This is a genomic window from Streptomyces sp. BA2, from assembly GCF_009769735.1.
In the GTDB taxonomy this organism is placed as follows: Bacteria; Actinomycetota; Actinomycetes; order Streptomycetales; family Streptomycetaceae; genus Streptomyces.
Map to the genome: position 1 here is coordinate 2,370,687 of NZ_WSRO01000002.1, position 25,927 is coordinate 2,396,613.

Annotated in this window: 25 protein-coding genes and 1 pseudogene; 8 read left to right on the forward strand and 18 right to left on the reverse strand. The window is 71.7% G+C overall.

Annotated elements, in window-relative coordinates:
• Position 1 precedes the first annotated feature (1 nt).
• Positions 2–3,286, forward strand: a complete 3,285-nt coding sequence (locus E5671_RS46220) for an ABC transporter permease subunit (protein ID WP_336605746.1) — start codon at positions 2–4, stop codon at positions 3,284–3,286.
• The gene (locus E5671_RS13325) at positions 3,283–3,978 is read left to right on the forward strand and encodes an ATP-binding cassette domain-containing protein (protein WP_160504184.1); all 696 of its coding nucleotides are present in this window, start codon (positions 3,283–3,285) and stop codon (positions 3,976–3,978) included. The genes E5671_RS46220 and E5671_RS13325 overlap by 4 nt, the downstream gene beginning before the upstream one ends.
• Here the strand turns inward: E5671_RS13325 and E5671_RS47405 are convergent.
• Positions 3,953–4,906, reverse strand: coding sequence for a transglycosylase family protein (locus E5671_RS47405; RefSeq protein WP_336605747.1), 954 nt, complete (start codon positions 4,904–4,906; stop codon positions 3,953–3,955). The two genes, E5671_RS13325 and E5671_RS47405, sit on opposite strands and share 26 nt — an antisense overlap.
• A gap of 110 nt (positions 4,907–5,016) precedes the next feature.
• Positions 5,017–5,652, reverse strand: coding sequence for a LysM peptidoglycan-binding domain-containing protein (locus tag E5671_RS13335; RefSeq protein ID WP_160504185.1), 636 nt, complete (start codon positions 5,650–5,652; stop codon positions 5,017–5,019).
• A gap of 525 nt (positions 5,653–6,177) precedes the next feature.
• On the opposite strand from E5671_RS13335, the gene E5671_RS13340 reads away from it, so the two are divergent.
• Positions 6,178–6,984, forward strand: a complete 807-nt coding sequence (locus tag E5671_RS13340) for a hypothetical protein (protein ID WP_160504186.1) — start codon at positions 6,178–6,180, stop codon at positions 6,982–6,984.
• A gap of 178 nt (positions 6,985–7,162) precedes the next feature.
• Positions 7,163–7,462 carry a hypothetical protein gene (locus E5671_RS47410; protein WP_202122784.1) on the forward strand — a complete coding sequence of 100 codons (300 nt, stop codon included), beginning with the start codon at positions 7,163–7,165 and terminating at the stop codon, positions 7,460–7,462.
• A 75-nt stretch (positions 7,463–7,537) separates the two neighbouring features.
• On the opposite strand, the gene der is transcribed toward E5671_RS47410, so the two are convergent.
• From der to E5671_RS13375, 6 genes are all read right to left on the reverse strand, one after another.
• A complete protein-coding gene (der, locus tag E5671_RS13350) occupies positions 7,538–9,010 on the reverse strand; it encodes a ribosome biogenesis GTPase Der (protein WP_160504187.1) in 1,473 nt (490 codons plus the stop codon).
• 70 nt (positions 9,011–9,080) lie between these two features.
• Positions 9,081–9,767, reverse strand: a complete 687-nt coding sequence (locus E5671_RS13355; protein WP_160504188.1) for a 1-acyl-sn-glycerol-3-phosphate acyltransferase — start codon at positions 9,765–9,767, stop codon at positions 9,081–9,083.
• Positions 9,725–10,408, reverse strand: coding sequence for a (d)CMP kinase (gene cmk, locus E5671_RS13360; protein ID WP_336606049.1), 684 nt, complete (start codon positions 10,406–10,408; stop codon positions 9,725–9,727). Before cmk ends, E5671_RS13355 begins: the two co-directional genes overlap by 43 nt.
• A 121-nt stretch (positions 10,409–10,529) precedes the next feature.
• On the reverse strand, positions 10,530–11,615 hold the full coding sequence (locus tag E5671_RS13365; RefSeq protein ID WP_160504190.1) for a prephenate dehydrogenase: 1,086 nt from the start codon (positions 11,613–11,615) through the stop codon (positions 10,530–10,532).
• Positions 11,612–11,974: a chorismate mutase gene (aroH, locus tag E5671_RS13370; RefSeq protein ID WP_160504191.1), complete on the reverse strand. Its 363-nt coding sequence runs from the start codon at positions 11,972–11,974 to the stop codon at positions 11,612–11,614. Before aroH ends, E5671_RS13365 begins: the two co-directional genes overlap by 4 nt.
• Before the next feature lie 121 nt (positions 11,975–12,095).
• Positions 12,096–12,545, reverse strand: coding sequence for a YidB family protein (locus tag E5671_RS13375; RefSeq protein ID WP_443032786.1), 450 nt, complete (start codon positions 12,543–12,545; stop codon positions 12,096–12,098).
• A gap of 132 nt (positions 12,546–12,677) precedes the next feature.
• Between E5671_RS13375 and E5671_RS13380 the strand changes: the two genes are divergently transcribed.
• Genes E5671_RS13380 through E5671_RS13395 form a run of 4 tightly spaced genes read left to right on the forward strand, consistent with a single transcriptional unit; the run spans position 12,678 to position 15,239 of the window.
• Positions 12,678–13,370, forward strand: a complete 693-nt coding sequence (locus tag E5671_RS13380) for a hypothetical protein (RefSeq protein WP_160504193.1) — start codon at positions 12,678–12,680, stop codon at positions 13,368–13,370.
• A gap of 30 nt (positions 13,371–13,400) precedes the next feature.
• Entirely contained in the window at positions 13,401–13,994 is a 594-nt protein-coding gene (locus tag E5671_RS13385) for a DUF6529 family protein (RefSeq protein WP_160504194.1), read from the forward strand.
• Positions 13,991–14,458 (forward strand): Rieske (2Fe-2S) protein, encoded by a 468-nt coding sequence (locus E5671_RS13390; protein ID WP_160504195.1) that lies wholly within the window; start codon positions 13,991–13,993, stop codon positions 14,456–14,458. The genes E5671_RS13385 and E5671_RS13390 overlap by 4 nt, the downstream gene beginning before the upstream one ends.
• Positions 14,459–14,480: 22 nt before the next feature.
• Positions 14,481–15,239: a nucleotidyltransferase domain-containing protein gene (locus tag E5671_RS13395; protein WP_160504196.1), complete on the forward strand. Its 759-nt coding sequence runs from the start codon at positions 14,481–14,483 to the stop codon at positions 15,237–15,239.
• On the opposite strand, the pseudogene E5671_RS13400 reads toward E5671_RS13395, so the two are convergent.
• The 10 genes and pseudogenes from E5671_RS13400 to E5671_RS13445 all read right to left on the reverse strand — a co-directional run.
• Positions 15,165–15,557, reverse strand: a pseudogene (locus tag E5671_RS13400) (DNA polymerase beta superfamily protein); the annotation flags it as partial. The gene E5671_RS13395 and the pseudogene E5671_RS13400 sit on opposite strands and share 75 nt — an antisense overlap.
• A 26-nt stretch (positions 15,558–15,583) precedes the next feature.
• On the reverse strand, positions 15,584–16,585 hold the full coding sequence (locus E5671_RS13405; protein ID WP_160504197.1) for an ADP-ribosylglycohydrolase family protein: 1,002 nt from the start codon (positions 16,583–16,585) through the stop codon (positions 15,584–15,586).
• On the reverse strand, positions 16,582–17,319 hold the full coding sequence (locus tag E5671_RS13410) for an NUDIX hydrolase (protein ID WP_160504198.1): 738 nt from the start codon (positions 17,317–17,319) through the stop codon (positions 16,582–16,584). The genes E5671_RS13405 and E5671_RS13410 overlap by 4 nt, the downstream gene beginning before the upstream one ends.
• 125 nt (positions 17,320–17,444) lie before the next feature.
• Complete coding sequence (locus E5671_RS13415) at positions 17,445–18,671, reverse strand: pseudouridine synthase (RefSeq protein ID WP_160504199.1); 1,227 nt, start codon at positions 18,669–18,671, stop codon at positions 17,445–17,447.
• A 10-nt stretch (positions 18,672–18,681) separates the two neighbouring features.
• On the reverse strand, positions 18,682–19,356 hold the full coding sequence (scpB, locus tag E5671_RS13420) for an SMC-Scp complex subunit ScpB (protein ID WP_160504200.1): 675 nt from the start codon (positions 19,354–19,356) through the stop codon (positions 18,682–18,684).
• On the reverse strand, positions 19,353–20,315 hold the full coding sequence (locus E5671_RS13425) for a segregation and condensation protein A (protein ID WP_160504201.1): 963 nt from the start codon (positions 20,313–20,315) through the stop codon (positions 19,353–19,355). Before E5671_RS13425 ends, scpB begins: the two co-directional genes overlap by 4 nt.
• 17 nt (positions 20,316–20,332) lie before the next feature.
• Positions 20,333–20,923 (reverse strand): hypothetical protein, encoded by a 591-nt coding sequence (locus E5671_RS13430; RefSeq protein WP_160504202.1) that lies wholly within the window; start codon positions 20,921–20,923, stop codon positions 20,333–20,335.
• The gene (locus E5671_RS46240) at positions 20,908–22,089 is read right to left on the reverse strand and encodes an AAA family ATPase (RefSeq protein WP_160504203.1); all 1,182 of its coding nucleotides are present in this window, start codon (positions 22,087–22,089) and stop codon (positions 20,908–20,910) included. The genes E5671_RS13430 and E5671_RS46240 overlap by 16 nt, the downstream gene beginning before the upstream one ends.
• Before the next feature lie 324 nt (positions 22,090–22,413).
• Positions 22,414–23,529 (reverse strand): alanine dehydrogenase, encoded by a 1,116-nt coding sequence (ald, locus tag E5671_RS13440; protein ID WP_160510163.1) that lies wholly within the window; start codon positions 23,527–23,529, stop codon positions 22,414–22,416.
• A gap of 144 nt (positions 23,530–23,673) precedes the next feature.
• Positions 23,674–25,773 (reverse strand): tetratricopeptide repeat protein, encoded by a 2,100-nt coding sequence (locus tag E5671_RS13445; RefSeq protein ID WP_443032607.1) that lies wholly within the window; start codon positions 25,771–25,773, stop codon positions 23,674–23,676.
• Between the last annotated feature and the right edge of the window lie 154 nt (positions 25,774–25,927).

The following is a 25,927-nucleotide window of genomic DNA, read 5'->3' on the forward strand; positions in this document are numbered from 1 at the left end:
GGTGGCCTCCCTGAGCTACGACCTGACGCTGGCCGGGCTCGCGGTCGGCAGCGCGGCGGCCCTCACCGGCATCGGCCTGATCGTCACGTACCGCGCGACCGGTGTCCTCAACTTCGCGCACGGCGCGATCGCGATGGTCTGCGCGTACGTCCTGCGCCAGCTGACGGTGGAGTGGCACTGGCCCCTGCCCCTTGCCACGGCGGTCACGCTCCTCCTGATCGCCCCGGCCATCGGCCTGCTCCTGGAGAAGGCGGTCTTCCGCCCCTTGTCGATCCTGGGCAGCGACCCGGCCCAGACCCTGGTGGCGTCCATCGGCGTCTTCATCCTCCTGGTCGGAGGCGCCGCACTGATCTGGGGCCCGGGAGCGAAGGCGGACGCCCCCACCCTCGTGTCGGCGGACCCCTGGGCCCCCTTGGCGGTGGCGGTCGCCCTGGCCGCAGCCGTCTGGGCGGTCACCCGCTGGACCCGCTTCGGCAGCGAGCTGCGGGCCGTGGTCGACAACCGCCCCCTCGCGGTCCTCAGCGGCATCGACGCGGACCGGGTGGCATCGGCGGGCTGGGCGTTCGGCGCCTTCACGGCAGGCCTCACCGGCGCGTTGCTGGCCCCCTTCGTACGCCTGGACCCGTACGGCATGCCGCTCCTGGTGATGGAAGTCGTGGCCGTAGCGGTGGCGGCCCGCATGCGAAGCCTGTTCATCGCGATCTCGGTGGCCCTCGGGCTCGGCGTGGCCCAGAGCCAGCTGACCCGCCTGCACCCTTCCGGCTGGGCGGAACCCCTCCTCCAGGCCCTGGGAGCGAACCTCTTCGTAGTGGCCCTCCTCATCGCGGCGCTCGTACTCCCTGGCATCGGCTCGCAGAACACGCTCCCCCGCACGGCGGCGGCGCGCGTCCCTGCGCCGCCGGGCGCGTGGATAGTGGCGGCGGTCCTCTTCCTCATCCCGCTGGGCTTCGCGGGCTCGGACCTGACCACGTCCGTCCAGGTCCCGGCCCTGGCGGTGATCCTCCTCTCGCTGGTGATCGTCACCGGCAGAGGCGGCCAGATCTCATTGGGCCAAGCGGCGTACGCGGGTCTTGGCGCTCTCTTCACCGCCCTCCTGACGGCGGGGCGCTTCCCGGGCCTTCCCGAACTTCCCCACCTCCCCGCCCTGGCCGTGGCCGTCCTCCTGGTGGCCCCCCTCGGTCTCCTCACCGGCTGGCCCGCGATCAGCCGCCGCGGCCTCGCGCTCGCCCTGGCGACGTTCGCGGTCGGCGTCGGCGTCAGCCGTTTCGTCTTCGCCCAGCCGTACGCGACGTCGGGCCTCACCCTGGACCGCCCGGCGGGCTTCGACAGCGACCGCGCGTACTACGTCCTCGAACTGGTCCTGCTCGCCGCCGCGTTGCTCTTCGCGATCAGCATGCGCCGGGGCCGCATGGGGCGGGCGCTTGCCGCGATGCGGGATCACGAGGCGGGGGCGGCGGCCGCGGGCGTGCCGGTACGCACCCTGAAGCTGACGGCCTTCGTGGCCGGTGCGGCGCTTGCCGCCCTGGGGGGCGGGATGCTGGGCATGGGCCTACGGGCCTTCGACCCTGCCGCGTACGACCCCGTGCGCGGGCTTCTCTGGTTCGCGGCGGTGGTGGTCCTTGGGGCGGACAGCCTGCTGGGGGCGTTGGTGGCGGCGGCGCTTCTGGTGGGCCTTGACGCGGGTACGCGGGGTGGGGTGGCGGCGGCCTTGATCGGCGTCCTCGCGGTGCTGGTCGGCCGCGTGCCGGCTGCCGCCGGGTGGCTCCGCCGCCCTTCCCTGACGCCGCTGGGCCGGCGGGCCCGCAGTGTCCTGACCCCCGCTCCCCACCCACCCACCCGATCACCCCGCGGCCCCACCGCAACGAACAAGCCTTCCCACCCACCCACCCGATTGCCCCGCAGCGGGCGGGCGGGACTCGACCGGTTGCTTCGGTGGCGGGCGGACCCCATGCGATTGCCCCACAGAGGGCGGGTGGGACTCGACCGATTGCCTCGCAGCGGGCGGGCGGGACTCACCCGGTTGCTTCGGTGGCGGGCGGACCCCGTTCGGTTGCCCCGCAGCGGGCGGGCGGGACTCGACCGATTGCCCCGCAGCGGGCGGGCGGGACTCGACCGGTTGCTTCGATGGCGGGCGGACCCCACCCGACTGCCCCACAGAGGGCGGGTGGGACTCGACCGATTGCCTCGCAGCGGGCGGGCCGGACTCACCCGGTTGCTTCGATGGCGAGCGGACCCCACCCGACTGCCCCCCAGCGCAATTGGCGACGGGTCGCAGACGCCGTCGCGGCCCGAGGGGACGGTTCGGTATGTCCGCCCGGAGCACGGTTCGCGGCGCTCCGGCGCCGGAGCGACCCCGCGGCCACCGGACGATAGCGAGGACGGACATACCGAGGCGGCCCCGCCCCCGAACGCACGCCACCGCGAAGCCCAGCCCCCAAGCCGCCCCCACCCCGAAGCGCCGCTCCCAAGCCCACCCCACCGCGAAACCCAACCCTCAAGCCCAATCCACCGCGAAGCCCAGCCCCCAAGCCCAACGCCCCACAAAGCCCCGCTCCCCAGCCGAGCCCGCCGCGAAGCCCCGCACCCCGACCCACCCCACCAACACCCCCTCACGGCCCACAACATCACCGCCACCTACGACGGCTTCACCGCCCTCGACGACGTGACCCTCTCCGTACCCCCAGGCCACATCACCGCCGTAGTAGGCCCCAACGGCGCAGGCAAAAGCACCCTCTTCCACTGTCTCGCCGGCACCCTCCGCCCCGACTCCGGCCGCGTCACCCTCGACGGCCACGACATCACCCGCACCCCCGCCCACGCCCGCACCCGCCTCGGCGTGGCCCGCACCTTCCAGCAACTGGCCGTGTTCCCGTCGCTGACCATCACGGAGAACGTCCAAGTAGGCGCGGAACAAGGGCGCCTGAAGCGCCCTCAGGCCACGACCCAGTCTCTTCGCCTCCTCCACCTCCACGGCCAAGACACCCGCAACCACCCCGCCACAGCCCTCCCCACCGGCACCCTCAGACGCGTGGAACTGGCCCGAGCCCTCGCAAGCCACCCCCACACGCTCCTCCTGGACGAACCGGCAGCAGGCCTGGACACCGCCGAAGTGGCCGTCCTGGCCCGCGTCCTGCGGGCCCTGGCCGCCGACGGCATGGCACTCCTGGTGGTCGAGCACGACATCGACCTGGTGGCGAACCTGGCCGACACCGTGCACGTCATGGCGGCGGGCCGCATCGTCACGTCGGGCCCCCCGACCGAAGTCCTCCACAGGGCAGCCCCATGAGAACCGGCATCGCACTCCACGAGGCCCGCGTCCGCTACGGCCCCCTCGAAGCCCTGCACGGCGTGACCCTCGCGGCTCCCGCCCCCGGCCTCACCGTCCTCCTGGGCCGCAACGGCTCGGGCCGTACGACAGTGCTGCGGGCCCTGGCCGGCACGGCCCGCCTCACCTCCGGCACCGTCACCTGGGACGGCACGGACGTCACCCGGCTCACCGCTCACGATCGCGCTCGGCGGGGCCTGTGCTTCGTACCGGACGGCCAAGCGGTGTTCGGCCACCTCACGGTCGCCGAGAACCTCAGCCTGTCCACCCCCGCCCCCGACATCACCCCGGCCCTGGACGCGTACCCCGAGCTACGCCCCCTGCTCCCCCGCCCCGCAGGCACCCTCTCCGGCGGAGAGCAACGCATGCTCGCCCTCTCCCGCGCCCTCCTGACGGCCGGCGCCGGGGTGATCCTGATCGACGAACCCACCCAGGGCATGTCCCCCACCGTCGCGACCCGTACGTACGACCTCCTCATCGCCCTGAGCACCCGCGCCGCCCCCACCTGCGTCCTCACCGCGGAACAACGCCTGCCGCCCGGCCTGCGCGAGCGCGCGGACCGGACGGCAGTGGTGGTGCACGAACTACGCCGTGGCGAGGTCGTGTTCAGCGGCGAGGCAAGCGAACTCAGCCGACCGGGGCCACAGGCCTAGCCGACTCCCCAGACACCCCAGGCGCCCCAGGCGCCCCAGACTCAGCCGAGTCCCCGGGCTCCGCGGTCTCAACCGGCTCGGCAGGCTCCCCCGACTCCCCAGGCTCCACAGGTTCAGCCGACTCATCGGGCTCAGCAGGCTTCCCCGACTCCCCAGGCTCCACAGGCTCCCCCGGCTTCTCGGACGCACCGGGTTTCGCGGAAGCACTCGGCTTCGCAGGCTCAGCAGACTCCGGCGACTTCGACGGCTCCGGCGACTTCGACGGCTTCGGCGACTTCGACGGCTTCTCCGCCCCGGTCCCCTCGGACGTCTTCGCCGCCCCAGACGTCTTGGCCGCCTTCTTCGGGATGACCAGCTCCGTGCCGATGGCCAGCCTGTCGGGGCTGCCCCCGACCTCCTTGCGATTGGCTTGATACAGAGCTTTCCATCCGCCCTTCACGTCATAGCGGCGGGCGATGGAGCTCAGCGTCTCCCCCGCCTTGACGACGTGCACGACGCCCCAGCCCTCCCGGATCTTCTTGGGGATCTTCTTGGAGCACACGGGCCAGGCGTTCCAGCCCTGGACCCACAGCACCTTCTCGGCGACCTTGATCTGTTCCGCCTTGGTGGCGAGGTCGGCACGCGGCGCGTACTTGAGCCCGCCGAACTCCTCCCAGGTGGACTGCTTGAACTGCAGCCCTCCGTAGAATCCGTTCCCCGTGTTCGCGTTCCACCGGCTCGTGCTCTCGCACTTGGCGAGGCAGCTCCACGCCCCCTCGGCCCGGGAGCAGTCGTACGCCGCGGCGGCGGACCCCGGCCACGGCCGGGGCGACGTCGGCGCGGTCGGAGCCGCGTTCGCGGACACGGGCAGCAGCAGTGAGGTGACGGCGGCGACGACCAGACCAGCGGGCCACAGCGACCGAAGACTCTTGACCGGCATCGGATACATCCGCCCACGCTAGGCAGCGCCACCGCGGCACGGAGCCGTGCCGCGCCGCCACGGGCGCGGCCCCACCCGGTCGGACGACCGAGCGGGACCGCACCCCAGAGGGACTCGGCTCAGAGATCGAGCCGCTGCCCGGGCAGGATCACGTTCGGATCCCCGCCGATGACCGCCTTGTTGGCGGAGTACACCTTCTGCCAGCTGACGCCGTGCGCGGCCGCGATCCGGCTGAGGGTGTCCCCCTGCCGAACGGTGTAGTCACCGCGCCCGGAGCCCCGGTCGGCATGGCTCGGCGTCCGCTTCTGCGGCTTGGCGGGCTGCTGCCCGGCCGCCTTGGGCGCCTTGGGGGCCTGGGCGGCCTTGGGCGCCGCAGGAGCGGCTGCCGCCCCCGGCGCGCTGCCGGACGCACCCGCCCGCGCCGAGCATGTGGGCCAAGCGCCCCAACCCTGGGCGCGCTGGACCTTCGTGGCGACAGCGATCTGCTGCGCCTTGGACGCCTTGTCGGCGGTCGCCGCGTAGGCGCCTCCGCCGTACGCGCTCCAGGTCGACGCGGAGAACTGGAGTCCTCCGAAGTAGCCGTTCCCGGTGTTGATGTGCCAGTTTCCGCCGCTCTCGCACTGAGCGATGCGATCCCACACTCCGCTGTCCGCCGCTCCGGCCTGGCCGGCGGCGGTGAGCAGTCCCAGCGGGGCGAGCAACGCCGCTCCGCCGATCACTGCTGTCCTGCGAACGCACTTGGGACGTGCGGACATGAATATCCCTCTCGAAGGACCCGGGGTCCCCCAGGCGGCCCGGACCTCCTCGCGCATCTGACGCCGGAGGCCCGCCCACCCCGTCCGCCGGAGTTCGGCACGTTCGTGCCGTGGTGCTTGAGCTGGCTGCTTGGTGCGGCCGGCGGACGTACCCGAGCGGTGCTCGCTGCACACGGCGGTGGAATCTAGGTGTCCGGTCGCCCGATATCAACCACCTCTTTGTCATTCCAGGCCAGTTGGCCGTTACCCGGAGTATCAGCCAATTCAAGACAGCCACTTAATTCGCTGATTTCGTGATTTGTCGACCTGTCGTCATGGCGATCTGTGACCCACCTCACCGACCCAACTTCCCTGTACGCACAAGACGTTGGCGCGGAGTGACGGATTCCACCGGGCAACTCACCCTCCGCTGCGGATGGTTCGATTCCGTTCGCCTTCGCGCGTGACTTGCGCCACTGATCGCCCGTTGTCTCCTTATGAGCCGGGCACCCCCGGTCCGCACGCAACGATTCCGAGGAGCCCCCCGTGCCGCGCATGCTCGACGTCGGCGACGACGTACGCGCCGAGATCGGCGACGAAGAAGCCGACCGGCTGCTCGCCGGAGACAACGCCCCGGGCAGTTACGACTGCACGTCCTGCCGTACCCCGGGCGACACGGAGCAGGAACGCACCAGCACGGTCCTGTTCATCGGCGACGAGACCGCCGTACTCGCCTTCGCCCACGCCACCTGCCTGCCCTCCCAGATCGTCCAGGTCTCCGAGGAGCAGCTGCAGGGTGCCGTGCGCTCGATCACCGGTGAGGACGGCACCGGCCTCGCCGGTGTCGCGGGGCCCGGCCCCGGCGAAGGAGCGCCCGACCAGGCGGTCCTCGGCGTGACCAGCGGTCTCGTCCTCATCGAGGGCGAGCTGCGGCCCGCCCTCGTCGTCGAGCCGACCGGCGCCATCGCCCGCCCGGGGTCCGCTCCCGGCGGCGGCGACGACTTCCTGCAGCTCCTGGTCGAGCAGGGCTTCACGCCGGTGGCCTCGCTCGACGGCGTGCCTCCCGTGCTGCACGGCTGGTCGGTGCTGCTGGCCGCGGGTCAGCTGCACGCCGTGCTCCAGCCCGGTGCCGGCGGCGGTGCCTCCGTCGCCTGGTGGCAGGCCCACCACCCGCTCCAGGTCACCGAGGCCTGGCGGACCGCGGCGAACAAGCTCCAGACGGTGCTCCTGTTCGCGGCGCCCGTCGGCTCCATCGGCCGCCAGCCACGCGAGGACCTGCTGCGCGACGCCCTGGACAAGGCGGCGACGCACGGCCGCCTCGTCGCGGCGGCGATGCCTCTCGCGGGCACCTGAGCCCGTGCGGGCCGCGCCGCCGCCGCGCCCCGGGTCCCGACTGCGCCGGTCACGCCCCCGGCGCCCCGTGAAAGCGGCGCGGCCCCCGCATCCGTACGAGACCGGGGTCGTTGGCACATACGTGCACACATACGACCCCTCCCGCCCCCGGCCGGCGTACCAGTCCCCCATCCCCTCCATGCGCTCGGCGCAGGACTCGGGGGGCGACCACTCGGCCACACCGATCTACGACGCGCTCTACTCGGAGTACCGCAGGTCGTTCAAGGCTCTTCCGGGAGACCGGACCGGCGAGGAGGATCTGGGGTTCACGTCGTTCGGCAGCGCGCCGTACGGGACGCACCGTGTCGGCGACCGGTACGACCCGCGGCACAACACCTTCAGCCAGCTGCACGTCACCCGCTACGGCCACGAGCAGCACGGCACGGTGCACCAGCAGTTCCCCGCGGTCCTTCCGCCGGGCCCGCGCAGGGGAATCTGAGGCAGCACAAGCGCCAATGGGCCGGGCCCCGCCTTCTTCATGAAGGCGGGGCCCGGCCCATTGGTCCGTCCGGGACTACTTCTTGCGGCCGCGCTTCTCGCGCACCCGCACCGAGATGTGGATCGGCGTGCCCTCGAAGCCGAACTCCTCGCGGAGCCTGCGCTCCACGAAGCGGCGGTAGCCGTGCTCGATGAAGCCGGAGGAGAAGAGCACGAACCGCGGCGGCTTCGTGCCCGCCTGGGTGCCGAAGAGGATGCGGGGCTGCTTGCCGCCGCGGATCGGGTGCGGGTGGGAGGCCACGAGCTCGCCGAGGAAGGCGTTGAGGCGGCCGGTCGGGACGCGCGTCTCCCAGCCCGCGAGGGCTGTCTCGATCGCCGGGACGAGCTTCTCCATGTGGCGGCCGGTCTCGGCGGAGACGTTCACCCGGGGCGCCCACGCGACCTGGAGGAGCTCGGTCTCGATCTCCCGCTCCAGGTAGTAGCGGCGCTCCTCGTCGAGGGTGTCCCACTTGTTGTACGCGACGACGATGGCGCGGCCCGCCTCGACGGCCATCGTGACGATGCGCTGGTCCTGGATGCTGATCGACTCGCTCGCGTCGATCAGGATGACCGCGACCTCCGCCTTCTCGACGGCGGCGGCGGTGCGCAGCGATGCGTAGTAGTCGGCACCCTGCTGGAGGTGGACGCGCTTGCGGATGCCCGCGGTGTCCACGAACTTCCAGACGACGCCGCCGAGTTCGATGAGCTCGTCGACCGGGTCGCGGGTGGTGCCCGCGATCTCGTTGACGACCACACGGTCCTCGTTCGCCACCTTGTTGAGAAGCGACGACTTGCCGACGTTCGGGCGGCCGATGAGCGCGATGCGGCGGGGGCCTCCGATGGCGGTGCCGAAGGACTGCTCGGGCGCATCGGGCAGCGCGTCGAGGACGGCGTCCAGCATGTCTCCGGTGCCGCGGCCGTGCAGCGCGGACACGGGGTGCGGCTCGCCGAGGCCGAGCGCCCACAGGGCTGTGGCGTCGGCCTCGCCGGAGGGGCCGTCGACCTTGTTGGCACAGAGGACGACGGGCTTGCCGGACTTGCGCAGGAGGCGCACGACGGCTTCGTCCGTGTCGGTGGCGCCGACCGTCGCGTCCACGACGAAGACGACCGCGTCGGCCGCCTCGATCGCGTACTCGGCCTGGGCGGCCACGGACGCGTCGATGCCGAGGACGTCCTGCTCCCAGCCGCCGGTGTCGACGAGCTTGAAGCGGCGGCCCGCCCACTCGGCCTCGTACGTCACGCGGTCGCGGGTCACGCCGGGGCGGTCCTCGACGACGGCCTCGCGGCGGCCGATGATGCGGTTGACGAGCGTCGACTTGCCGACGTTCGGGCGGCCGATCACCGCCAGGACGGGCAGCGGGCCGTGGCCCGCCTCGCCGATCGCGCCTTCGACTTCCTCGGCGTCGAAGCCCTCTTCCGCGGCGAGCTCCATGAACTCCGCGTACTCGGCATCGCCAAGCGCCCCGTGCTCGTGTTCAGGCGAGCCTTCGGGCTGGATCTGGTCGTTCATGAAGTCCGTACCTCTGTCGTATTCGTGATCGGTGGACCGCCTCGCGGCGGCCCACTACTGAAAGTCTCGCTCAGCGCCCGGTCAGGCGCCTGGCGTCCGCCAGGTGGGCGGTCAGCCTCTCCTGGATGCGCACGGTCGCCTCGTCCAGCGCCTTGCGCGTACGCCGTCCGCTGTCGTCGCCCGCTTCGAAGGGGTCGCCGAAGACGACATCGACCCGGCTGCGCAGCGGGGGCAGCTTCTTTATCAACCGTCCGCGCTTCTCCGTGCTTCCCAGAACGGCGACCGGAACGATCGGCGCCCCGCTCCGTACGGCGAAGTACGCGAGTCCTGCGCGCAGCGAGGCGAAGTCGCCCTCGCCCCGGGTGCCCTCCGGGAAGATCCCGAGGACGCCGCCGTCGTCGAGCACGCCGAGGGCCCGGGTGATCGCCGTGCGGTCGGCGATCTCGCGGTCCACCTTCACCTGCCCGATGCCGCGCAGGAAGCGGTCCAGGGGGCCTATGAAGGCTTCCTTCTTGATGAGGAAGTGCGTCGGCCTGGGTGCCGTCCCCATCACCATCGGGCCGTCGACGTTGTGGGAGTGGTTCACGGCCAGGATCACCGGGCCGGTCGCGGGGACCTTCCAGGCGCCGAGGACGCGGGGCTTCCACAGGCCGTACATGAGGCCGACGCCGATGCGGCGGCCGACCTCCGCACCCCGTTCCGACGGCGCCGCGGTCACTTCGCCGCCCGCTTCTCCTCGACGAGGGTGACGACGCACTCGATGACCTGCTGCAGCGTGAGTTCGGTGGTGTCCACCTCGACGGCGTCGCCGGCCTTGGCGAGCGGGGACGTCTTGCGGCTGGAGTCGGCCGTGTCCCGCTTGATGAGCGCCTCACGCGTGGCGGCGACGTCGGCACCCTTGAGCTCGCCGCTGCGGCGGGCGGCGCGGGCCTCGGGCGAAGCCGTGAGGAAGATCTTCAGGTCGGCGTCGGGCAGGACGGTCGTACCGATGTCACGCCCCTCGACGACGATGCCCTTCTCGGCGGACGCGGCGATGGTGCGCTGCAGCTCCGTGATGCGGGCGCGCACCTCGGGGACGGCGCTGACGGCGCTGACCTTGGAGGTGACCTCGGTGGTGCGGATCGGCCCCGCGACGTCCGTGCCGTCGACCGTGATGGTCGGGGCGAGCGGGTCGGTGCCGGAGATGATCTCGGGCTTGCCCGCGACCGCGGCGATGGCGGTCGGGTCCGTCAGCTCGATGCCGTTGTGCACCATCCACCAGGTGATCGCGCGGTACTGGGCACCGGTGTCCAGGTAGCTGAGGCCGAGCTGGGCGGCGACGGCCTTCGAGGTGCTCGACTTGCCCGTGCCGGAGGGACCGTCGATGGCGACGATCACTGATGCCGGGGCGGTTTCCACGGTTTCCACGGGGTGCGGAACCTCTCTCAGGACGCGGGGGCAAGGTAGCGGGGCGCAGACACGCCCCGCACAAGGTTACTGGCTCCCGCGCGCACCTCTTACTGCCGGACGCCCCGGGCCTTCACTGCCGGATCGCCCAGCCCCGCTCCCGCAGTGCCGCGGCGAGCACCGGGGCCGCCTTCGGCACCACCAGGAGCTGGATGAGGCCCGCCTGCTGGCCCGTCGCGTGCTCGATGCGGACGTCCTCGATGTTCACACCGGCCCGGTCCGCGTCGGCGAAGATCCTGGCCAGCTGCCCCGGCTGGTCGTTGATGAGCACCGCGACGACCTCGTACGTGGCCGGGGCCGCCCCGTGCTTGCCGGGTACCCGGATCTGTCCCGCGTTCCCGCGCCGCAGCACGTTCTCGACCCCGGCGGCGCCCTCGCGCCGCTTGACGTCGTCCGCCGACTGCAGCGCCCGCAGCGCCGTCACCGTCTCGTCGAGATCGGTGGCGACGGCGGACAGCAGATCGGCGACGGGGCCGGGGTTGGCCGACAGGATGTCGATCCACATCCGCGGGTCGGACGCGGCGATGCGCGTGACGTCACGGATGCCCTGCCCGCACAGGCGCACCGCCGTCTCCTCGGCGTTCTCCAGGCGGGCAGCGACCATGCTGGAGACCAGGTGAGGCATGTGCGAGACGAGCGCGACCGCGCGGTCGTGCGCGTCGGCGTCCATGACCACCGGCACGGCACGGCAGAGGGCGACGAGCTCCAGGGCGAGGTTGAGGACCTCGGTGTCGGTGTCGCGGGTGGGCGTGAGGACCCACGGCCGCCCCTCGAAGAGGTCGGCGGTGCCGGCGAGGGGGCCGCTGCGCTCGCGCCCCGACATGGGGTGCGTGCCGATGTACGGGGTGAGGTCGACGCCGAGCGCCTCCAGATCCCTGCGGGGGCCGCCCTTGACGCTCGCCACGTCGAGGTAGCCGCGGGCCACATCGCGCCGCATGACGTCGGCCAGCGTCGCCGCGACGTGCGCGGGCGGCACGGCGACGACGCACAGGTCGACCCGCCCCTCAGGGGCCTCGTCGGTGCCCGCGCCGAGCGCGGCCGCCGTGCGGGCCTGTCCGGGGTCGTGGTCGGCGAGGTGCACGGTCACGCCGCGCGACGCGAGGGCCAGGGCGGCTGAGGTGCCGATCAGGCCGGTGCCGATGACGAGGGCGGTTCTCACTGGGCGATGTCCTTGCGCAGGGTGGCCGCGGCGCCGAGGTAGACGTGCGTGATCTCGTTGCGGGGGCGGTCGGACTCTATGTGCGCGAGTACGCGGACGACCCGCGGCATGGCTCCGTCGATCTGCAGCTCCTGGGCGCAGATCAGCGGGACGTCGAGGATGCCCAGCTTGCGGGCCGCCGCCGCGGGGAAGTCGCTGTGCAGATCGGGCGTCGCCGTGAACCAGATGCTGATCAGGTCCTCCTGGGTCAGCTCGTTCCGCTCGAGGATGGCAGTGAGCAGCTCGCTGACCTGCTCGTCCATGTGGTCGGCCGCGTCCCGCTCCAGTTGGACGGCGCCCCGGACCGCTCGTACCGCCACAGTGCTGCTCCTCGCTCGCGTACGTATGACTGATGTACCGACAAGGGTAGTCAGGGCCCTGGGGACGAGTGCGCGGCGCCCGCCTGCCGAGACGGACGCCGCGTGCCCCACCGGGGTGGGGTCAGAGCTTCTGCTGCCTGATGAGCTCCTCCAGCGAGCCCGACGACGGAACCTGCCCCTCCGGGGTCAGCTTGTCGACGGCCTGGGGCAGCTGCTGCGAGACCTGCTCGGCGACCTCGTCACGGCTCAGGCCCGCGTCGTTGGCGACCTTGTCCAGGGTCTCGTCGGGGATGGCCTGCTTGACCTGGTCCGGGCTCAGCGGCTGGTTGCCACCCTTGCCGACCCAGGAGTCCAGCTGCTCCTGGCTGACCAGGCCCGACTTCGTGATCATGTCGAGGAGGCCGCCCAGCGGACTGCCGCCGCCGGAGCCGCCTTGGCCGCCTTGGCCGCCTTGGCCGCCTTGGCCGCCGCCGAGGAGACCGCCGAGAAGGCTTCCCAGATCGTTACCCGCCATGGTCGCGCCTTTCGAGTGAGTGGCCGGGTCGGCGCCTCGGAGGGGCGCGGACCTCAGACCATGACAATGTCGCCCGAATCGCCCCCTGTCGCCACTTGGCCCGATTGGTGGCCGTTCAACTATGGACGCCGGGGGCACGGGTCCGCTTGCATGGAGGGGCCGTCAAGGCCACGCCTCGGGGGAGGCCGCATGAAGCGCTCAGGCCCGCTCTACACGCTTCTCGGGGGGCTGCTGCTCGCCCTGTTCATGCTGTCGCTCAACGCGACTACAGGGACGGGCAATTCGTCGTACGGAGGGGATTCGCCCGGCGCCGCGTCGCCGGCGCCCACCTCCGCGAAGCCCACCGAGGGCACGCCGTCCGCCACTCCCACCGAGAGCCCGTCCGAAAGCCCGTCCCGGAGCCCGTCGAAGAGGCCTCCCGGGAAGTCCGAGTACGCGGGCCGCACGGCCGACGACGCCGCCGCGGTCTCCCTCTCGATCCGTGACGACAAGGCCATCGCGTACTACTGCAACGGCCGCGACGCGGAGGCATGGCTGAAGGGCGACGTCGAGGACGACGGCTCCATGCGTCTCACCGGCAAGAAGGGCGCGAAGCTGGACGGCACGCTCGCCGGGAACGCGGTTCGCGGCACGGTCGAGATCGACGAACAGCCACGGGACTTCACCGCCGCCAGGGCGAAGAAGCCCTCCGGCCTGTACCGCGCGACGACCGAGGTGCGCGGCGCCGAGATCGACGGCGGCTGGATCGTCCTGCCCGACGGGCAGCAGGTCGGGATCCTCAAGGAGGACGGCAAGCCGCGCAAGGCCCCGCGCCTCGACCCGGAGACCGGCACCGTCCCGTTCGACGGCGGTGACCTCACCGCCCGCCCCGTCGTGCCCTGACCCCCGCTCCGCCCCGACCAGGGAGCCGCCATGAGCGTCGATCCGAACGCCGCCACGCAGGGCGGCTTCACGCCGCCTCCCGCCGCGGGCGACCACCGTCGCCCGAGCGCCGCCCGCTATCTCGTGCCCGCCCTGGTCGCCGGGGCGGTCGCGGTCGGCCTCGGGGTGTACGGCAAGGCACACGACCCCGAGGGCACGGCCTTCAACCTCGCCGGGTTCAGCAGCACGAGCGCGGTGAAGTCCTGGTTGGGTACGACGGCGTTCGCCTTCGCGCTGGTCCAGGTCGTCTCGGCGCTCATGGTGTACGGGCGCCTGCCGGGGCCTTCCTGGTCGTCGGCGCTGCACCGCTGGTCGGGCCGGATCGCGTTCCTGGTGTCGGTCCCCGTGGCGGTCCACTGTCTCTACGCCCTCGGGTACCAGACGTACTCGACCCGGGTGATGTGGCACTCGCTGCTCGCCTGCTTCTTCTTCGGCGCGTTCAGCGCCAAGATGCTGCTGCTCCGCTCGGAGAAGCTGCCCGGCTGGCTGCTTCCCGTGGTCGGCGGCCTGGTCTTCGTGGCCCTCACGGTGGTCTGGTGGACGTCGGCGCTGTGGTTCTTCCGTACGTTCGGGGTGACGACATGAGCGACGCGGCCCCCTCACGGCGCACCGTCCTGGCCGCGGGCGGTGTGGTCGCGCTGACCGCCGGGTGCAGCAAGTACGGCGACGAGGGCGCGGAACCGGAGCAGCCGAAGTCACAGCCGCCCGCGGCGTCCTCCTCGCCGCCGAAATCCGGCGGGAAGGAGCAACCGCCTCCCAAGGCCGAGGAGTTGGCCAAGACCTCCGACATCCCGGTCGGCGGCGGCAAGGTCCTCAAGGACAAGAAGGTCGTCGTGACCCAGCCCGAAGAGGGCGACTTCAAGGCCTTCTCCGCGGTCTGCACGCACTCGGGCTGTACGGTCAGCGAGGTCGCGGACGGCACGATCAACTGCGCCTGCCACGGCAGCAAGTACCGCGTCGCGGACGCCTCGGTCGCGGACGGCCCGGCACCACGCCCGCTCGCTCCGGAGAGCATCAAGGTCACCGGAAATTCGATCACGCGCGGCTAGCCGGTAGCCGTACGCTCCCGGCATGCACCGCCCCACGGACACCGACCTGGACCTCGTACGCGACCACACCGTCTACGCCTGCGTGATGGGCTCGCGCGCCTTCGGCCTGGCCACGGACGGCAGCGACACCGACCGCAGGGGTGTCTTCCTGGCCCCCACACCGCTCTTCTGGCACTTCGAGAAGCCGCCCACGCACGTGGAAGGCCCGGCGGACGAGCAGTTCAGCTGGGAGTTGGAACGCTTCTGCGAGCTGGCCCTGCGCGCCAACCCGAACATCCTGGAGTGCCTGCACTCCCCGGTGGTGGAACACGTGACGGACACCGGCCGCGAACTCCTGTCCCTGCGCGAAGCGTTCCTCTCCCGCCAGGCCCACACCACGTTCGCCCGCTACGCACTGGGCCAGCACAAGAAGCTGGAAGCGGACGTACGCGTGCACGGCGCCCCCCGCTGGAAGCACGCCATGCACCTCCTGCGCCTCCTGACGAGCTGCCGCGACCTGCTGCGCACCGGCCAACTGACGATCGACGTCGGCGACGAGCGCGAGCCGCTGCTCGCGGTCAAGCGCGGCGAGGTGCCCTGGCGCGAGGTCGAGTCCTGGATGCGCCGCCTGGCCGAGGAGGCGGACACGGCGGCCACACGCACCCCGCTCCCCGCCGAACCGGACCGGGACCGCGTGGCGGACTTCCTGTTCCGCGTACGGCGAGCGTCAGCTCTGGAGCCGCACCCGAACGACGAGATCATGCAGGGCGTCGGACGCGGAGTGACCCCCAGGAAGCCCTGAGTCCGCCTGCGCCTGGTCCAGAACTCCGTGCAGCCGCTCCACATCGGCGGCCACGCGGCCGCGGTCCACGTCGGCGCCGCCGTGCTCGGCCTCGGCCGTGTGCGCCACCAGCGGCGAGAGCAGCTGCTCCAGGACGTAGCCGTTGTGCCGCAGCATCAGGCGCACGAACTTGCGCAGGTCGTGCGTGACGAGGTCCATCTCCACGCCCTCGTGGTCCCACATCCTCGTACGGGCCTCGTCGGGCTCCCGCAGCCCCACCAGATCGGCCACCGGCAGCAGGCGCACCCCGCGCAGATCGACGTCGGAGTCGCGTAGAGGTCGGGCCCCAGGTCGACAGTCATGGCTCAAGAATCCCAGAGCGCCCCCAGCTCAAGGAGGTCCCCCCGGTACTCGATCCGCTCGGCCCACTCGGCGGGCCAGGCGGCAGCGCCCAAGTGGGCTCCCGCGAAGGCACCGGCGAGGCAGGCGATCGAGTCGGAGTCGCCGGAGGTGCAGGCGGCTCTGCGCAGGGCCGTCACGGGCTCGTCCACGAACTGCAGGAAGCACAGCAGCCCCGTGGCGAGCGCCTCTTCGGCGATCCAGCCCTCGCCCGTGGCCAGACAGGGGTCCGTCTCCGGGTTGGCGTCCCGCAGCGTGACCTCAAGGCGTTCAAGGACGGCAAGGCACTCGTCCCAGCCGCGTGCCATGAACGCGCCCGGCGTCGGATCGCCGCCGCGCGTCCACAGCTCGCCGAGCCAACGCCCGTGGTACGTCTCCCGGTTCTCGTACGCGTACGAGCGCAGCAGCCCGACAAGGCCCGTCGGCTCGGCGCCCTCCGCGAGCAGCCGTACGGCGTGCGCGGTGAGGTCCGACGCGGCGAGCGCCGTGGGGTGGCCGTGGGTGAGCGCGGACTGCAGCTGGGCCGCGCCCGCCCGCTGCTCGTCGCTCAGGCCGGGGGCGAGCCCGATCGGCGCGACACGCATGTTGGCGCCGCAGCCCTTGGAGTGCACCTGGCTCGCCTCTTCCCACGGCTTGCCGGTCTTCAGGAGGTAGCAGGCCTTGAGGCAGGTGTTGCCGGGGGCGCGGTTGTTCTCCGGTGACTGGTACCACTCCACGAACTCCTCGCGCACCGGCCGCTCCATCCGCTGGGGCCCGAGCAGTCCCCGGTCCATGGCGGTACGCAGGCCACGGCCGAGCGCCAGCGTCATCTGCGTGTCGTCCGTGACGATCGCGGGCCTCGGCAGCTCCATCTCCCGCCACGGCCCGCACTTGGCGAGGATCGACGGTACGTCGTTGAACTCGGTCGGGAAGCCGAGCGCGTCCCCCAGGGCGAGGCCTATGAGGGATCCGGTGGCGGCACGCTTCATGAGGGCTGTCCTTCCGAGGGGATGGTCGCGGGGCGGAGCAACGGCGGGTGCAGCGACGTGGCCGGGCCCGCACGGTAGAGGGCCGCCGGTTTGCCACGGCCGCCCGTCAGGCGCGCGGCGCCGGGGATCGCCTCGACGAAGCCGGACGTGCCGAGCACCTTGCGGCGGAAGTTGGCCGGGTCGAGCTCGGCGCCCCACACCGTCTCGTAGACCTGCCGCAGCTCGCCGAGCGTGAACTCGGGCGGGCAGAAGGCGGTGGCGAGGCCGGTGTACTCGAACTTGGCGCAGACGCGGTCGTGGGCGTCGGCGAGGATCCGGTCGTGGTCGAAGGCGAGCGGCCCCTGGGTGCCGTACGGCAGCCACTCCGCGCGGGCCGCGTCGCTACCCGCGCGCACCGCGGGAGGGTCGGGGACGAGGGCCGCGAAGGCGACCGAGACGACGCGCATCCGCGGGTCGCGGTCCGGTTCGCTGTAGGTGCGCAGCTGCTCCAGGTGGAGTCCGGCGCTGTCGGCGAGGCCGGTCTCCTCGGCGAGCTCACGTCCCGCGGCGGTCTCCGCGGACTCCTCCGGCAGCACGAATCCCCCGGGCAGCGCCCAGCGCCCCGCGTACGGCTCCTGACCGCGCTCGACGAGCAGCGCGTGCAGGCGGCCCGCGCGGACGGTGAAGACGGCGAGGTCGACGGTGACGGCGAACGGCTCGAAGGCGTACTTGTCGTAGCCCTGGTAGCCCTGCATGGACCCCCCTCCTTTTATGGTCACGACGACTATAAATGTGGGCAGGTGAACTCCGCAAGGCACAAAAAGGCGGCCGGCCCCTGCATCCGCAGGGACCGGCCGCCTCAGCTGACCTCAGGGTTCGCCTAGAGGTCGACTTCCTGCATCAGCATGCCGACCTCGGTGTTGGACAGCCTGCGCAGCCATCCCGACTTCTGGTCGCCGAGCGTGATCGGCCCGAAGGACGTCCGCACCAGCCTGTCGACCGGGAAGCCTGCCTCCGCGAGCATGCGGCGCACGATGTGCTTGCGGCCCTCGTGCAGCGTCACCTCGACCAGGTAGTTCTTGCCAGTCTGCTCGACGACGCGGAAGTGGTCCGCGCGGGCGTACCCGTCCTCGAGCTGGATGCCGTCCTTGAGCTGCTTGCCCAGGTCACGCGGGATCGGGCCCACGATGTGCGCGAGGTAGACCTTCTTCACGCCGTACTTCGGGTGCGTGAGGCGGTGGGCCAGCTCACCGTGATTGGTGAGGAGGATGACGCCCTCGGTCTCCGTGTCCAGGCGCCCCACGTGGAACAGCCGCGTCTCGCGGTTGGTCACGTAGTCACCCAGGCACTGGCGCCCCTCGGTGTCCTCCATGGTGGAGACGACACCGGCGGGCTTGTTCAGCGCGAAGAACTGGTACGACTGGGTCGCGACCGTCAGGCCGTCGACCTTGATCTCGTCCCGCTCCGGCTGGACCCGCAGGCCCTGCTCCATCACGATCTCGCCGTTGACCTCGACACGGGCCTGCTCGACGAGCTCCTCGCAGGCACGGCGCGAGCCGTAGCCCGCACGGGCGAGGACCTTCTGCAGCCGCTCGCCCTCCTGCTCGGCGCCCGGGAAGGTCTTGGGCGGGCTGACCTTCGGCTTGCCCGCGTAACGCTCGCGGTTGCGCTCTTCCTGCCGCGCGTCGTACTCGCGGGACGTGGAGGGAGCTCCCGCGCCGCGCCGGGTGCCCCTGTCCGAGCCCTGAGGCGCCCTGGGGCCGCCCTTGGCGCCGCCGCGTGCCGCCGCGCCACGGCCCTTCCGGGAGGCGTCGCCGCCTACGTCGTAGCGGCGCTCCTCGGGGCGGGGCTTGCTCTCACGCTTCGGCGCGGCCTGGTCGTCGCGCGCGCCACCGGCGCCGCGTCCCTGCCGGTCCGGGCTGTTGCCCGAGCCCCGGTAATCGCGGCCGCCACCGCTGTTGCCACGGCCACCACCGCTCGGGCGGCCGCCACCGCTGGGGCGGCCACCGCTGCTGGGGCGCCCACCGCTGCTGCCACGGCTGCCGCTGTTGCCACCACGGCTCCCGCCGTTGTTTCCGCTGCTGTTCCTGCCGTTGCTGCTTCGCATCAAATTTCCGTTAGTCGGCTGTGTCCTGGGTGTACTCGTACCCCGGTGCGTCGGGCGCATCCGGGTCGAACGACGGAACGCCTTCCAGCGTCTCGGCCTCGATCGCCTCCGCCTCGGGGAGGAAGGGCGCGAGCTCCGGGAGCTCGTCCAGGCCACGCAGGCCCATCCGCTCCAGAAAGTAGTTCGTCGTCCTGTACAGGATCGCACCTGTTTCGGGTTCCGCGCCCGCCTCCTCCACCAGACCCCGCTGGAGGAGCGTCCGCATCACGCCGTCGCAGTTCACTCCGCGCACCGCGGAGACCCGGGAACGGCTGACCGGCTGGCGGTACGCGACGACCGCGAGGGTCTCCAGGGCCGCCTGGGTGAGCCGTGCCTGCTGCCCGTCGAGCACGAAGCGCTCCACGGCTGCGGCGTACTCGGGCCGCGTGTAGAACCGCCAGCCGCCCGCCACTAGCCGCAGCTCGAAGCCCCGCTTCTGCACGGTGTACTCGTCGGCCAGCTCCCGCACCGCGTCGGCGACCTGCCGCCGTGGCCGGTCGAGGATCTTGGCGAGGTGTTCCTCGGTGGCCGGTTCGTCGACGACCATGAGCACGGCCTCCAGGGCGGGCCGCAGCTCCAGATCGGCGACGGCACCCGCCAGGTCTCCCGCGGGGCTCGCGGGGGTCGCTGCGTTTTCCACGCTCATGTGGGCTTCTCCTCACTCACCGGCTCGGGCGCGCGGTCGAACTCGTCGGTCACCGTCGGCTGCCCGTCGCCGTCCCCGCCGGTCCACCGCACCATCAGCTCGCCCAGGGCGGCCTCCTGGTCGAGCTCCACGGCCTTCTCGCGGTACAGCTCCAGGAGCGCCAGGAAGCGGGCGACGACGGTGAGGGTGTCCCCCGCGTCCTCGACGAGCACCTGGAAGCTGACCTCGCCCCGCTCCCGCAGCAGGGCCACGACAAGCCCTGCCTGCTCCTGCACGGAGACCAGCGGGGCATGGATGTGGTCGACGTACACCTGGGGCTTCGCCCGGGGCTGCATCGCCTTCACGGCGAGCCTGGCGAACCCCTCGGCGCCGATGCTGATGACGACCTCGGGCAGCAGCTCCGCGTGGTGGGCCTCCAGGCCGACGGTCCGCGGATAGCGCCGCGCCTCCTCTTCGAGCCGCCCGCTGAAGATGTCGGCGATCTGCTTGTACGCGCGGTACTGGAGCAGCCTCGCGAAGAGCAGGTCCCGCGCTTCGAGCAGCGCTAGGTCCGCCTCGTCCTCGACCTCGGCGGAGGGCAGCAGACGGGCCGCCTTGAGGTCGAGCAGGGTGGCGGCGACCACGAGGAACTCGGTGGTCTGATCCAGGTCCCAGTCGGGCCCCATGGCGCGGATGTGCGCCATGAACTCGTCGGTCACCGTGGAGAGCGCGACTTCGGTGACGTCCATCTTGTGCTTCGAGATGAGCTGAAGCAGCAGATCGAAGGGGCCCTCGAAATTGGCGAGCCGGACCTTGAACCGCCCGTCGTCCGGCTCAGAAGCTGGCGGCTCAGGTTCGGCAGCTGACGGCTCCGGTTCGGGAGCTGCCGCCTCAGGTTCCGGCTCCGCCGGAGCCGCCCCGGGGCCACGCCCCAGCGCACGCCGACGGACGGCCGGTGCGGAATCGTCGTTCAGGGGCATCGGCGGGAACGCTACCGCTACCGCCCGCGAAGCCGTCGTACGAGAATGCTCGCGTCCCCGCGGGACTCAAGATCCGCGAGAACGACGGCCACCGCCTCGCGGACGATGCGCCCGCGGTCGACCGCGAGCCCGTGCTCGCCCCGCAGCACGAGACGCGCGTGCTCGAGGTCCATCAGCTCCTCGGCGGACACGTACACGGTGATCTTCTCGTCGTGCCGCTCACGCCCGCTGGGCCGCCGGTTGGCCGCCCGCGCGCGCCGCCTCGCCTGCGCCGTGGAGGACGAATTCGCGGACCGGCCGCCGCTCTGTGCGGCGCCTTCCTGGTCCTGGGCAGGACGACGCCCGTCCTTCTCGGCATCGGCGGTGGCCGACCGGCTGCGGGATTCACCCGACTCCGCGTCGGCGGCGCCGTGTTCGGCGTCACCGCCGTCCGTGGCCGCCGCGCCGCCGCGGGAATCCCCCGCGGCGGTCTCGTCGCTCTCCCCCGCGGGGCCCGGTACCCGGGCCTCGCCGTTCGCCTGGCGTCGCGGGGACGACGACTGCAGCGCCATCCCCCCGGTCGTACGGAACAGTTCGTCGGCCCCCGGCAGACTCACTCGGCGTGACACCGGGCGAGCACCTCCCTGGCGAGCTGGCGATAAGCGGCCGCGCCGACCGAGTTCGATGCGTACGTCGTGATCGGCTCACCGGCGACCGTGGTCTCCGGGAAGCGGACCGTGCGTCCGATCACCGTGTGGTACACGTGATCGTCGAAGGCCTCGACCACCCGCGCGAGCACCTCACGGCTGTGCACCGTGCGGGAGTCGTACATGGTGGCCAGGATGCCGTCGAGCTCCAGGTCGGGGTTGAGCCGCTCCTGGACCTTCTCGATGGTCTCCGTCAGCAGGGCCACACCGCGCAGCGCGAAGAACTCGCACTCGAGCGGCACGATCACCTTGTGAGCCGCCGTCAGGGCGTTCACGGTGAGCAGGCCGAGCGAGGGCTGACAGTCGATCACGATGTAGTCGTAGTCCTGCATCAGCGGCTTGAGCGCCCGCTGCAGCGTGGACTCGCGCGCGACCTCGCTCACCAACTGCACTTCGGCGGCGGACAGGTCGATGTTGCTGGGCAGCAGGTCCATGTTCGGGACCGCCGTCTTCAGCAGCACCTCGTCGGCCGACATGCCCCGCTCCATGAGCAGGTTGTAGACCGTCAGGTCCAGCTCCATCGGGTTCACCCCGAGCCCCACCGAGAGGGCGCCCTGCGGGTCGAAGTCGACCAGCAGGACCCGGCGTCCGTACTCCGCGAGCGCGGCACCCAGGTTGATGGTCGACGTCGTCTTGCCCACGCCGCCCTTCTGGTTGCACATCGCGATGATCTTCGCGGGACCGTGATCGGTCAGCGGGCCCGGAATCGGGAAGTACGGCAGCGGGCGTCCCGTGGGACCGATGCGCTCACGGCGCTGACGGGCCGCGTCCGGGGCCAGCGTGGCCGCGTACTCGGGATCGGGCTCGTACTCGGCGTCAGGGTCGTAGAAGTGCCCCTGGGGCAGTTCCTCGTAGTCGGCGAGTTGGGTGTGGGTGGTGTTCTCGCCACTCCGGTCGCCGGCCATGGCGTTCACGTGATGGCCATCCATGCTCTGGGGTGCAGACGATGTCGGTTGCGGCTGCGGTTTCTGGCGGGCTGCGAAGGTGCGGACAGCGACGGAGCCGACAGCCTCGAGCCCCACGGGTCCTTGGCCCCGCTCAGAGGTTCCTGGTTGACCACCCCCGGGAGCAAATGTCGACTCATTCACAAGTCGTCTTACCTCCTTGGTGACCAGGAAATTTCTCGATAGGTCAGCGTGGCACCATGCCGACGGTTGGCGACTCTATGGCGTGTCACCGGTCCGCAGCAACACAATCCGCCGGACCCGGCCCGATGTGTCGGCAATCGAACGCCCCCATGTCAAGGGCGCACGGGGTGCCATTGGCACATTTCCGGGGTGGTCGAATCGGTTAAAGGGTTACGTTCAAGGCGAGTTGACCATGTCCACGGACATACGCATACGGCCGGACCCCTCTCAAGGTCCGGCCGTGGGCGTGAGATTGACGACTTTCGTTGACGAAAGCGGTCAGGTTCAGCCGAGGAGCGTCTCCAGCTCGACGTGCTCGAGGCCGTGCGACTCGGCGACCTCCTTGTAAACCACCTGGCCGTCATGGGTGTTGAGGCCCAGGGCGAGCGAGTGGTCACGGCGCAGCGCCTCGACCCAGCCGCGGTTCGCCAGCTCGACGATGTACGGCAGCGTCGCGTTGGTCAGCGCGTACGTCGAGGTGTTGGGCACCGCGCCGGGCATGTTGGCGACGCAGTAGAACACCGAGTTGTGGATCGGGAAGGTCGGCTCGGCGTGCGTCGTCGGGTGCGAGTCCTCGAAGCAGCCGCCCTGGTCGATCGCGATGTCGACAAGGACACTTCCCGGCTTCATGCGCGACACGAGCTCGTTGGTGACGAGCTTGGGGGCCTTGGCTCCCGGGATGAGGACGGCGCCGATGACGAGGTCGGCGTCGAGGCAGGCCTTCTCCAGCTCGAAGGCGTTGGAGACGACGGTCTGGATCTTCGTGCCGAAGATCTTGTCCGCCTCCTTGAGCTTGTTGATGTCCTTGTCGAGCAGGGTCACGTGGAAGCCCATACCGATGGCGATCTGCATGGCGTTCCAGCCGGAGACGCCGCCGCCGATGACGACGGCCTTGCCGGCCGCGACGCCCGGGACACCGCCGGGCAGGACACCGCGGCCGCCCTGGGCGGCCATCAGGTGGTAGGCGCCGACCTGCGGGGCCAGGCGGCCCGCGACCTCGGACATCGGGGCGAGCAGCGGGAGCGCGCGGTTCGCGGTCTCGACCGTCTCGTACGCGATGGCGGTGGTGCCGGACTCCAGGAGCGCGTCCGTGCACTCCTTGGACGCGGCCAGGTGCAGGTAGGTGAAGAGGGTCTGGTCCTTGCGGAGGCGGTGGTACTCCTCCGCGACCGGCTCCTTGACCTTCAGGAGGAGGTCGGCGGTGGCCCAGACCTCGTCGGCGGTGTCCAGGATGACCGCGCCCGCGGAGACGTACTCCGCGTCCGTGATCGAGGAGCCGACACCGGCGTTCCGCTCGATGACGACCTGGTGGCCGTGGCGCACCAGCTCGTGCACACCGGCGGGGGTGATGGCCACCCGGAACTCGTTGTTCTTGACCTCGCGGGGGATGCCGACCTTCACGTCGATCACGGTCCTCTTGGCTCAGGGATCTTTCGGGCAATTCACTACATACCGATACACAAGAGGGCGCATCGGAGACACCACGGAAGTACGCGGCAGAGCCAGTCTAATGAAGGACTTCTCGCTGTCTAGCCTTTCAATGCATCAATCTTCAGCGGAAGCGCTACGGATTTCGCAGGCGGAAGCCCCTGGTCCATCCTTCGATGCAAGCCCTGTGACCTGCTCGAGCTCCATTCCCAGGATGCGCTCGGCGGCGGCGCGGTGCAGCCGGGCGGCGGCCGGGTCGCCGAGCCGGTCAAGCGTGTCGGCGAGCCTGAGCTGCAGCGCCGCCTGGAGGCGTACGTCACCGGCCTGCCGCGCCCAGTCGACGGCCTCCTGGCAGGTGCGCAGCGACTCCTCGGGCCGCCCCGCGTACTCCTGCACCCGCGCGAGCTCGCTCAACGCCCTTGCCTGGCCCGCCACATCACCGGCCTTGCGGTGCCCGGTGACGGCCGAGCTCCAGTTGCGCAGCGCCTCGCCGTAGCGGCCCGCGTAGGTGTGCGCCGTTCCGATGCGGCCGTAGAGGCGGGCCGCGTCCGAGCGCTCGTCCCGCGCGAGCCGATGGGCGAGGGCGCGCCCGAACCAGTCCGAGGCCCGCGACCAGTCCCCCAGCTCCTCGTAGGCACCGCCTACGGATTCCATCGCGCGGCCGGTCGCGTACGGATCATTTGCTTCCCGTCCGGCGTCCAGAGCAAGCCGATAACGCACAAGCGCCTCTTGCGTACGTCCTGTCCGCGCGTCCAGATCCGCGAGATTCAGGAGGGCGGCCGCCTTCTCGCGGGGCAGGTTCCGGCGCTCGGCGACATCGAGCACGAGCCGGTGGATGCCGTACAGCTCGGGAGCCGCGTCCTCCGTGCCCCGGTGGGCGACCAGGGCCCGCGTCAGGGCAGCCATCAGGCGTCGCGCGAGGGTGTCGAGCTCCCCGTCGGCGACCGCCAGGCGGGCCGCGGCGAGCAGGGCGGGCTGCCGGACGCGCAGCCACTCGTCGGCGGCGCCGGGGTGGGGGAAGCGCAGGGCCCGCGGCAGGCCCGCGAGCTTCTTGCGGGCCCCGGAGCTGTCCGGCTCCGTGATCGCCCGGCAGGACTGGAGGAGGCGCACGGTCCGCTCCAGCATCCTGGCCCGCGCGAGCTGCACCTCGGCGGCCCGGTCCTGGCTCTCGGTGCGCGCGCGGAGCAGCGGCACCAGGCAGCCCGGCAGCTCGTACTGCGGAAGCGGCGAGTCCACGGCCCTGACCAGGCCGAGCTTCACGAAGTCGTCCAGGGTCGTGCGGGCGGCGGAGACCGAGCAGCCCGCGAGCGCGGACGCGGTGTGCGGGTCGACGTGGCCTGCCGGGGCGAGCGAGAGGTAGCGCAGTATCCGCGCGGCAGCCCCCGGCAGCGAGGTGTACGAGAGCTGGAACATGCGGGAGAGGGCGCCGGCCGCGGATTCGTCGTCGGGCCGGTCGTGCACCTGCTTGGCCAGGTCGGCGACGGCCGCCTTGGGCCGCCCGGAGAGCCAGCCGCCGGCCAGGACGAGGGTGGCGGGGTGCGCGCCGCAGGCCTCGACCAGGCTCTCCGCCGACCGCGGGTCGACGGTGATGCGCACCGGGCCCGCCGCGCGGGAGAGCAGTTCGACCCCCGCGGCGGTGTCCAGGCCGCCCAGCGTGCACGGCCGCACGTCCGGGATGCCGGTGAGCGGGCCCTGCGACACGGCGACGACCAGGCACTCGGGCGCGTCCGGGAGCAGCGGGTCGACCTGCTCGGCGTCCGCGGCACCGTCGAGGAGAAGCAGGGCCCTGCGCCCCGAGAGGGCGTCGCGGAGGACTTCGGCGAGCTCGTCCTCGTCGGCCCCCGCGGGTGCGGGGACGTCGAGGGCGTCCAGGAGTTCCCGGGCGGTGCGTTCCGTGGGCACGCGCGTGCCGTCGGGTTCGGTGAGCTGGGCTCGGAGCACCCCGTCGGGGTAGTCGTCGGCGACCTGCCGCGCGAGTTCCTCCGCGAGCGCGGTGCGGCCCGAGCCGGGGCGGCCCGCGATGAGGAGCACGCGGGCCCGGGGCGCCTTGCGGCCCGAGATGGTGTCGAGCCCGGCACGGTCGATGTCGGCGCGGAGCTCTTTCAACTCCCTGCGCCGGCCGACGAATTGACCGCCCTCGGAAGTCCGGGCCGGAGCGGGCCGCGGCACCGCGCCGCCCGCCGCCGAACCGTCCGTGTCGACTGCCTGATCCGTCACGGGCCATGCTCCGTCCGCCTGCGCGCGAACCCGCCGGGACTCCGGTCGGGACGCTTCCAGAGCCTAGTTCAGGCCCTGCCGCCTCCCCCGGCGAGCGGCGCGCACAAGTCCCCCGATCGGATCAGCAGATCGTCACACCGGAGCGCCTCAATGG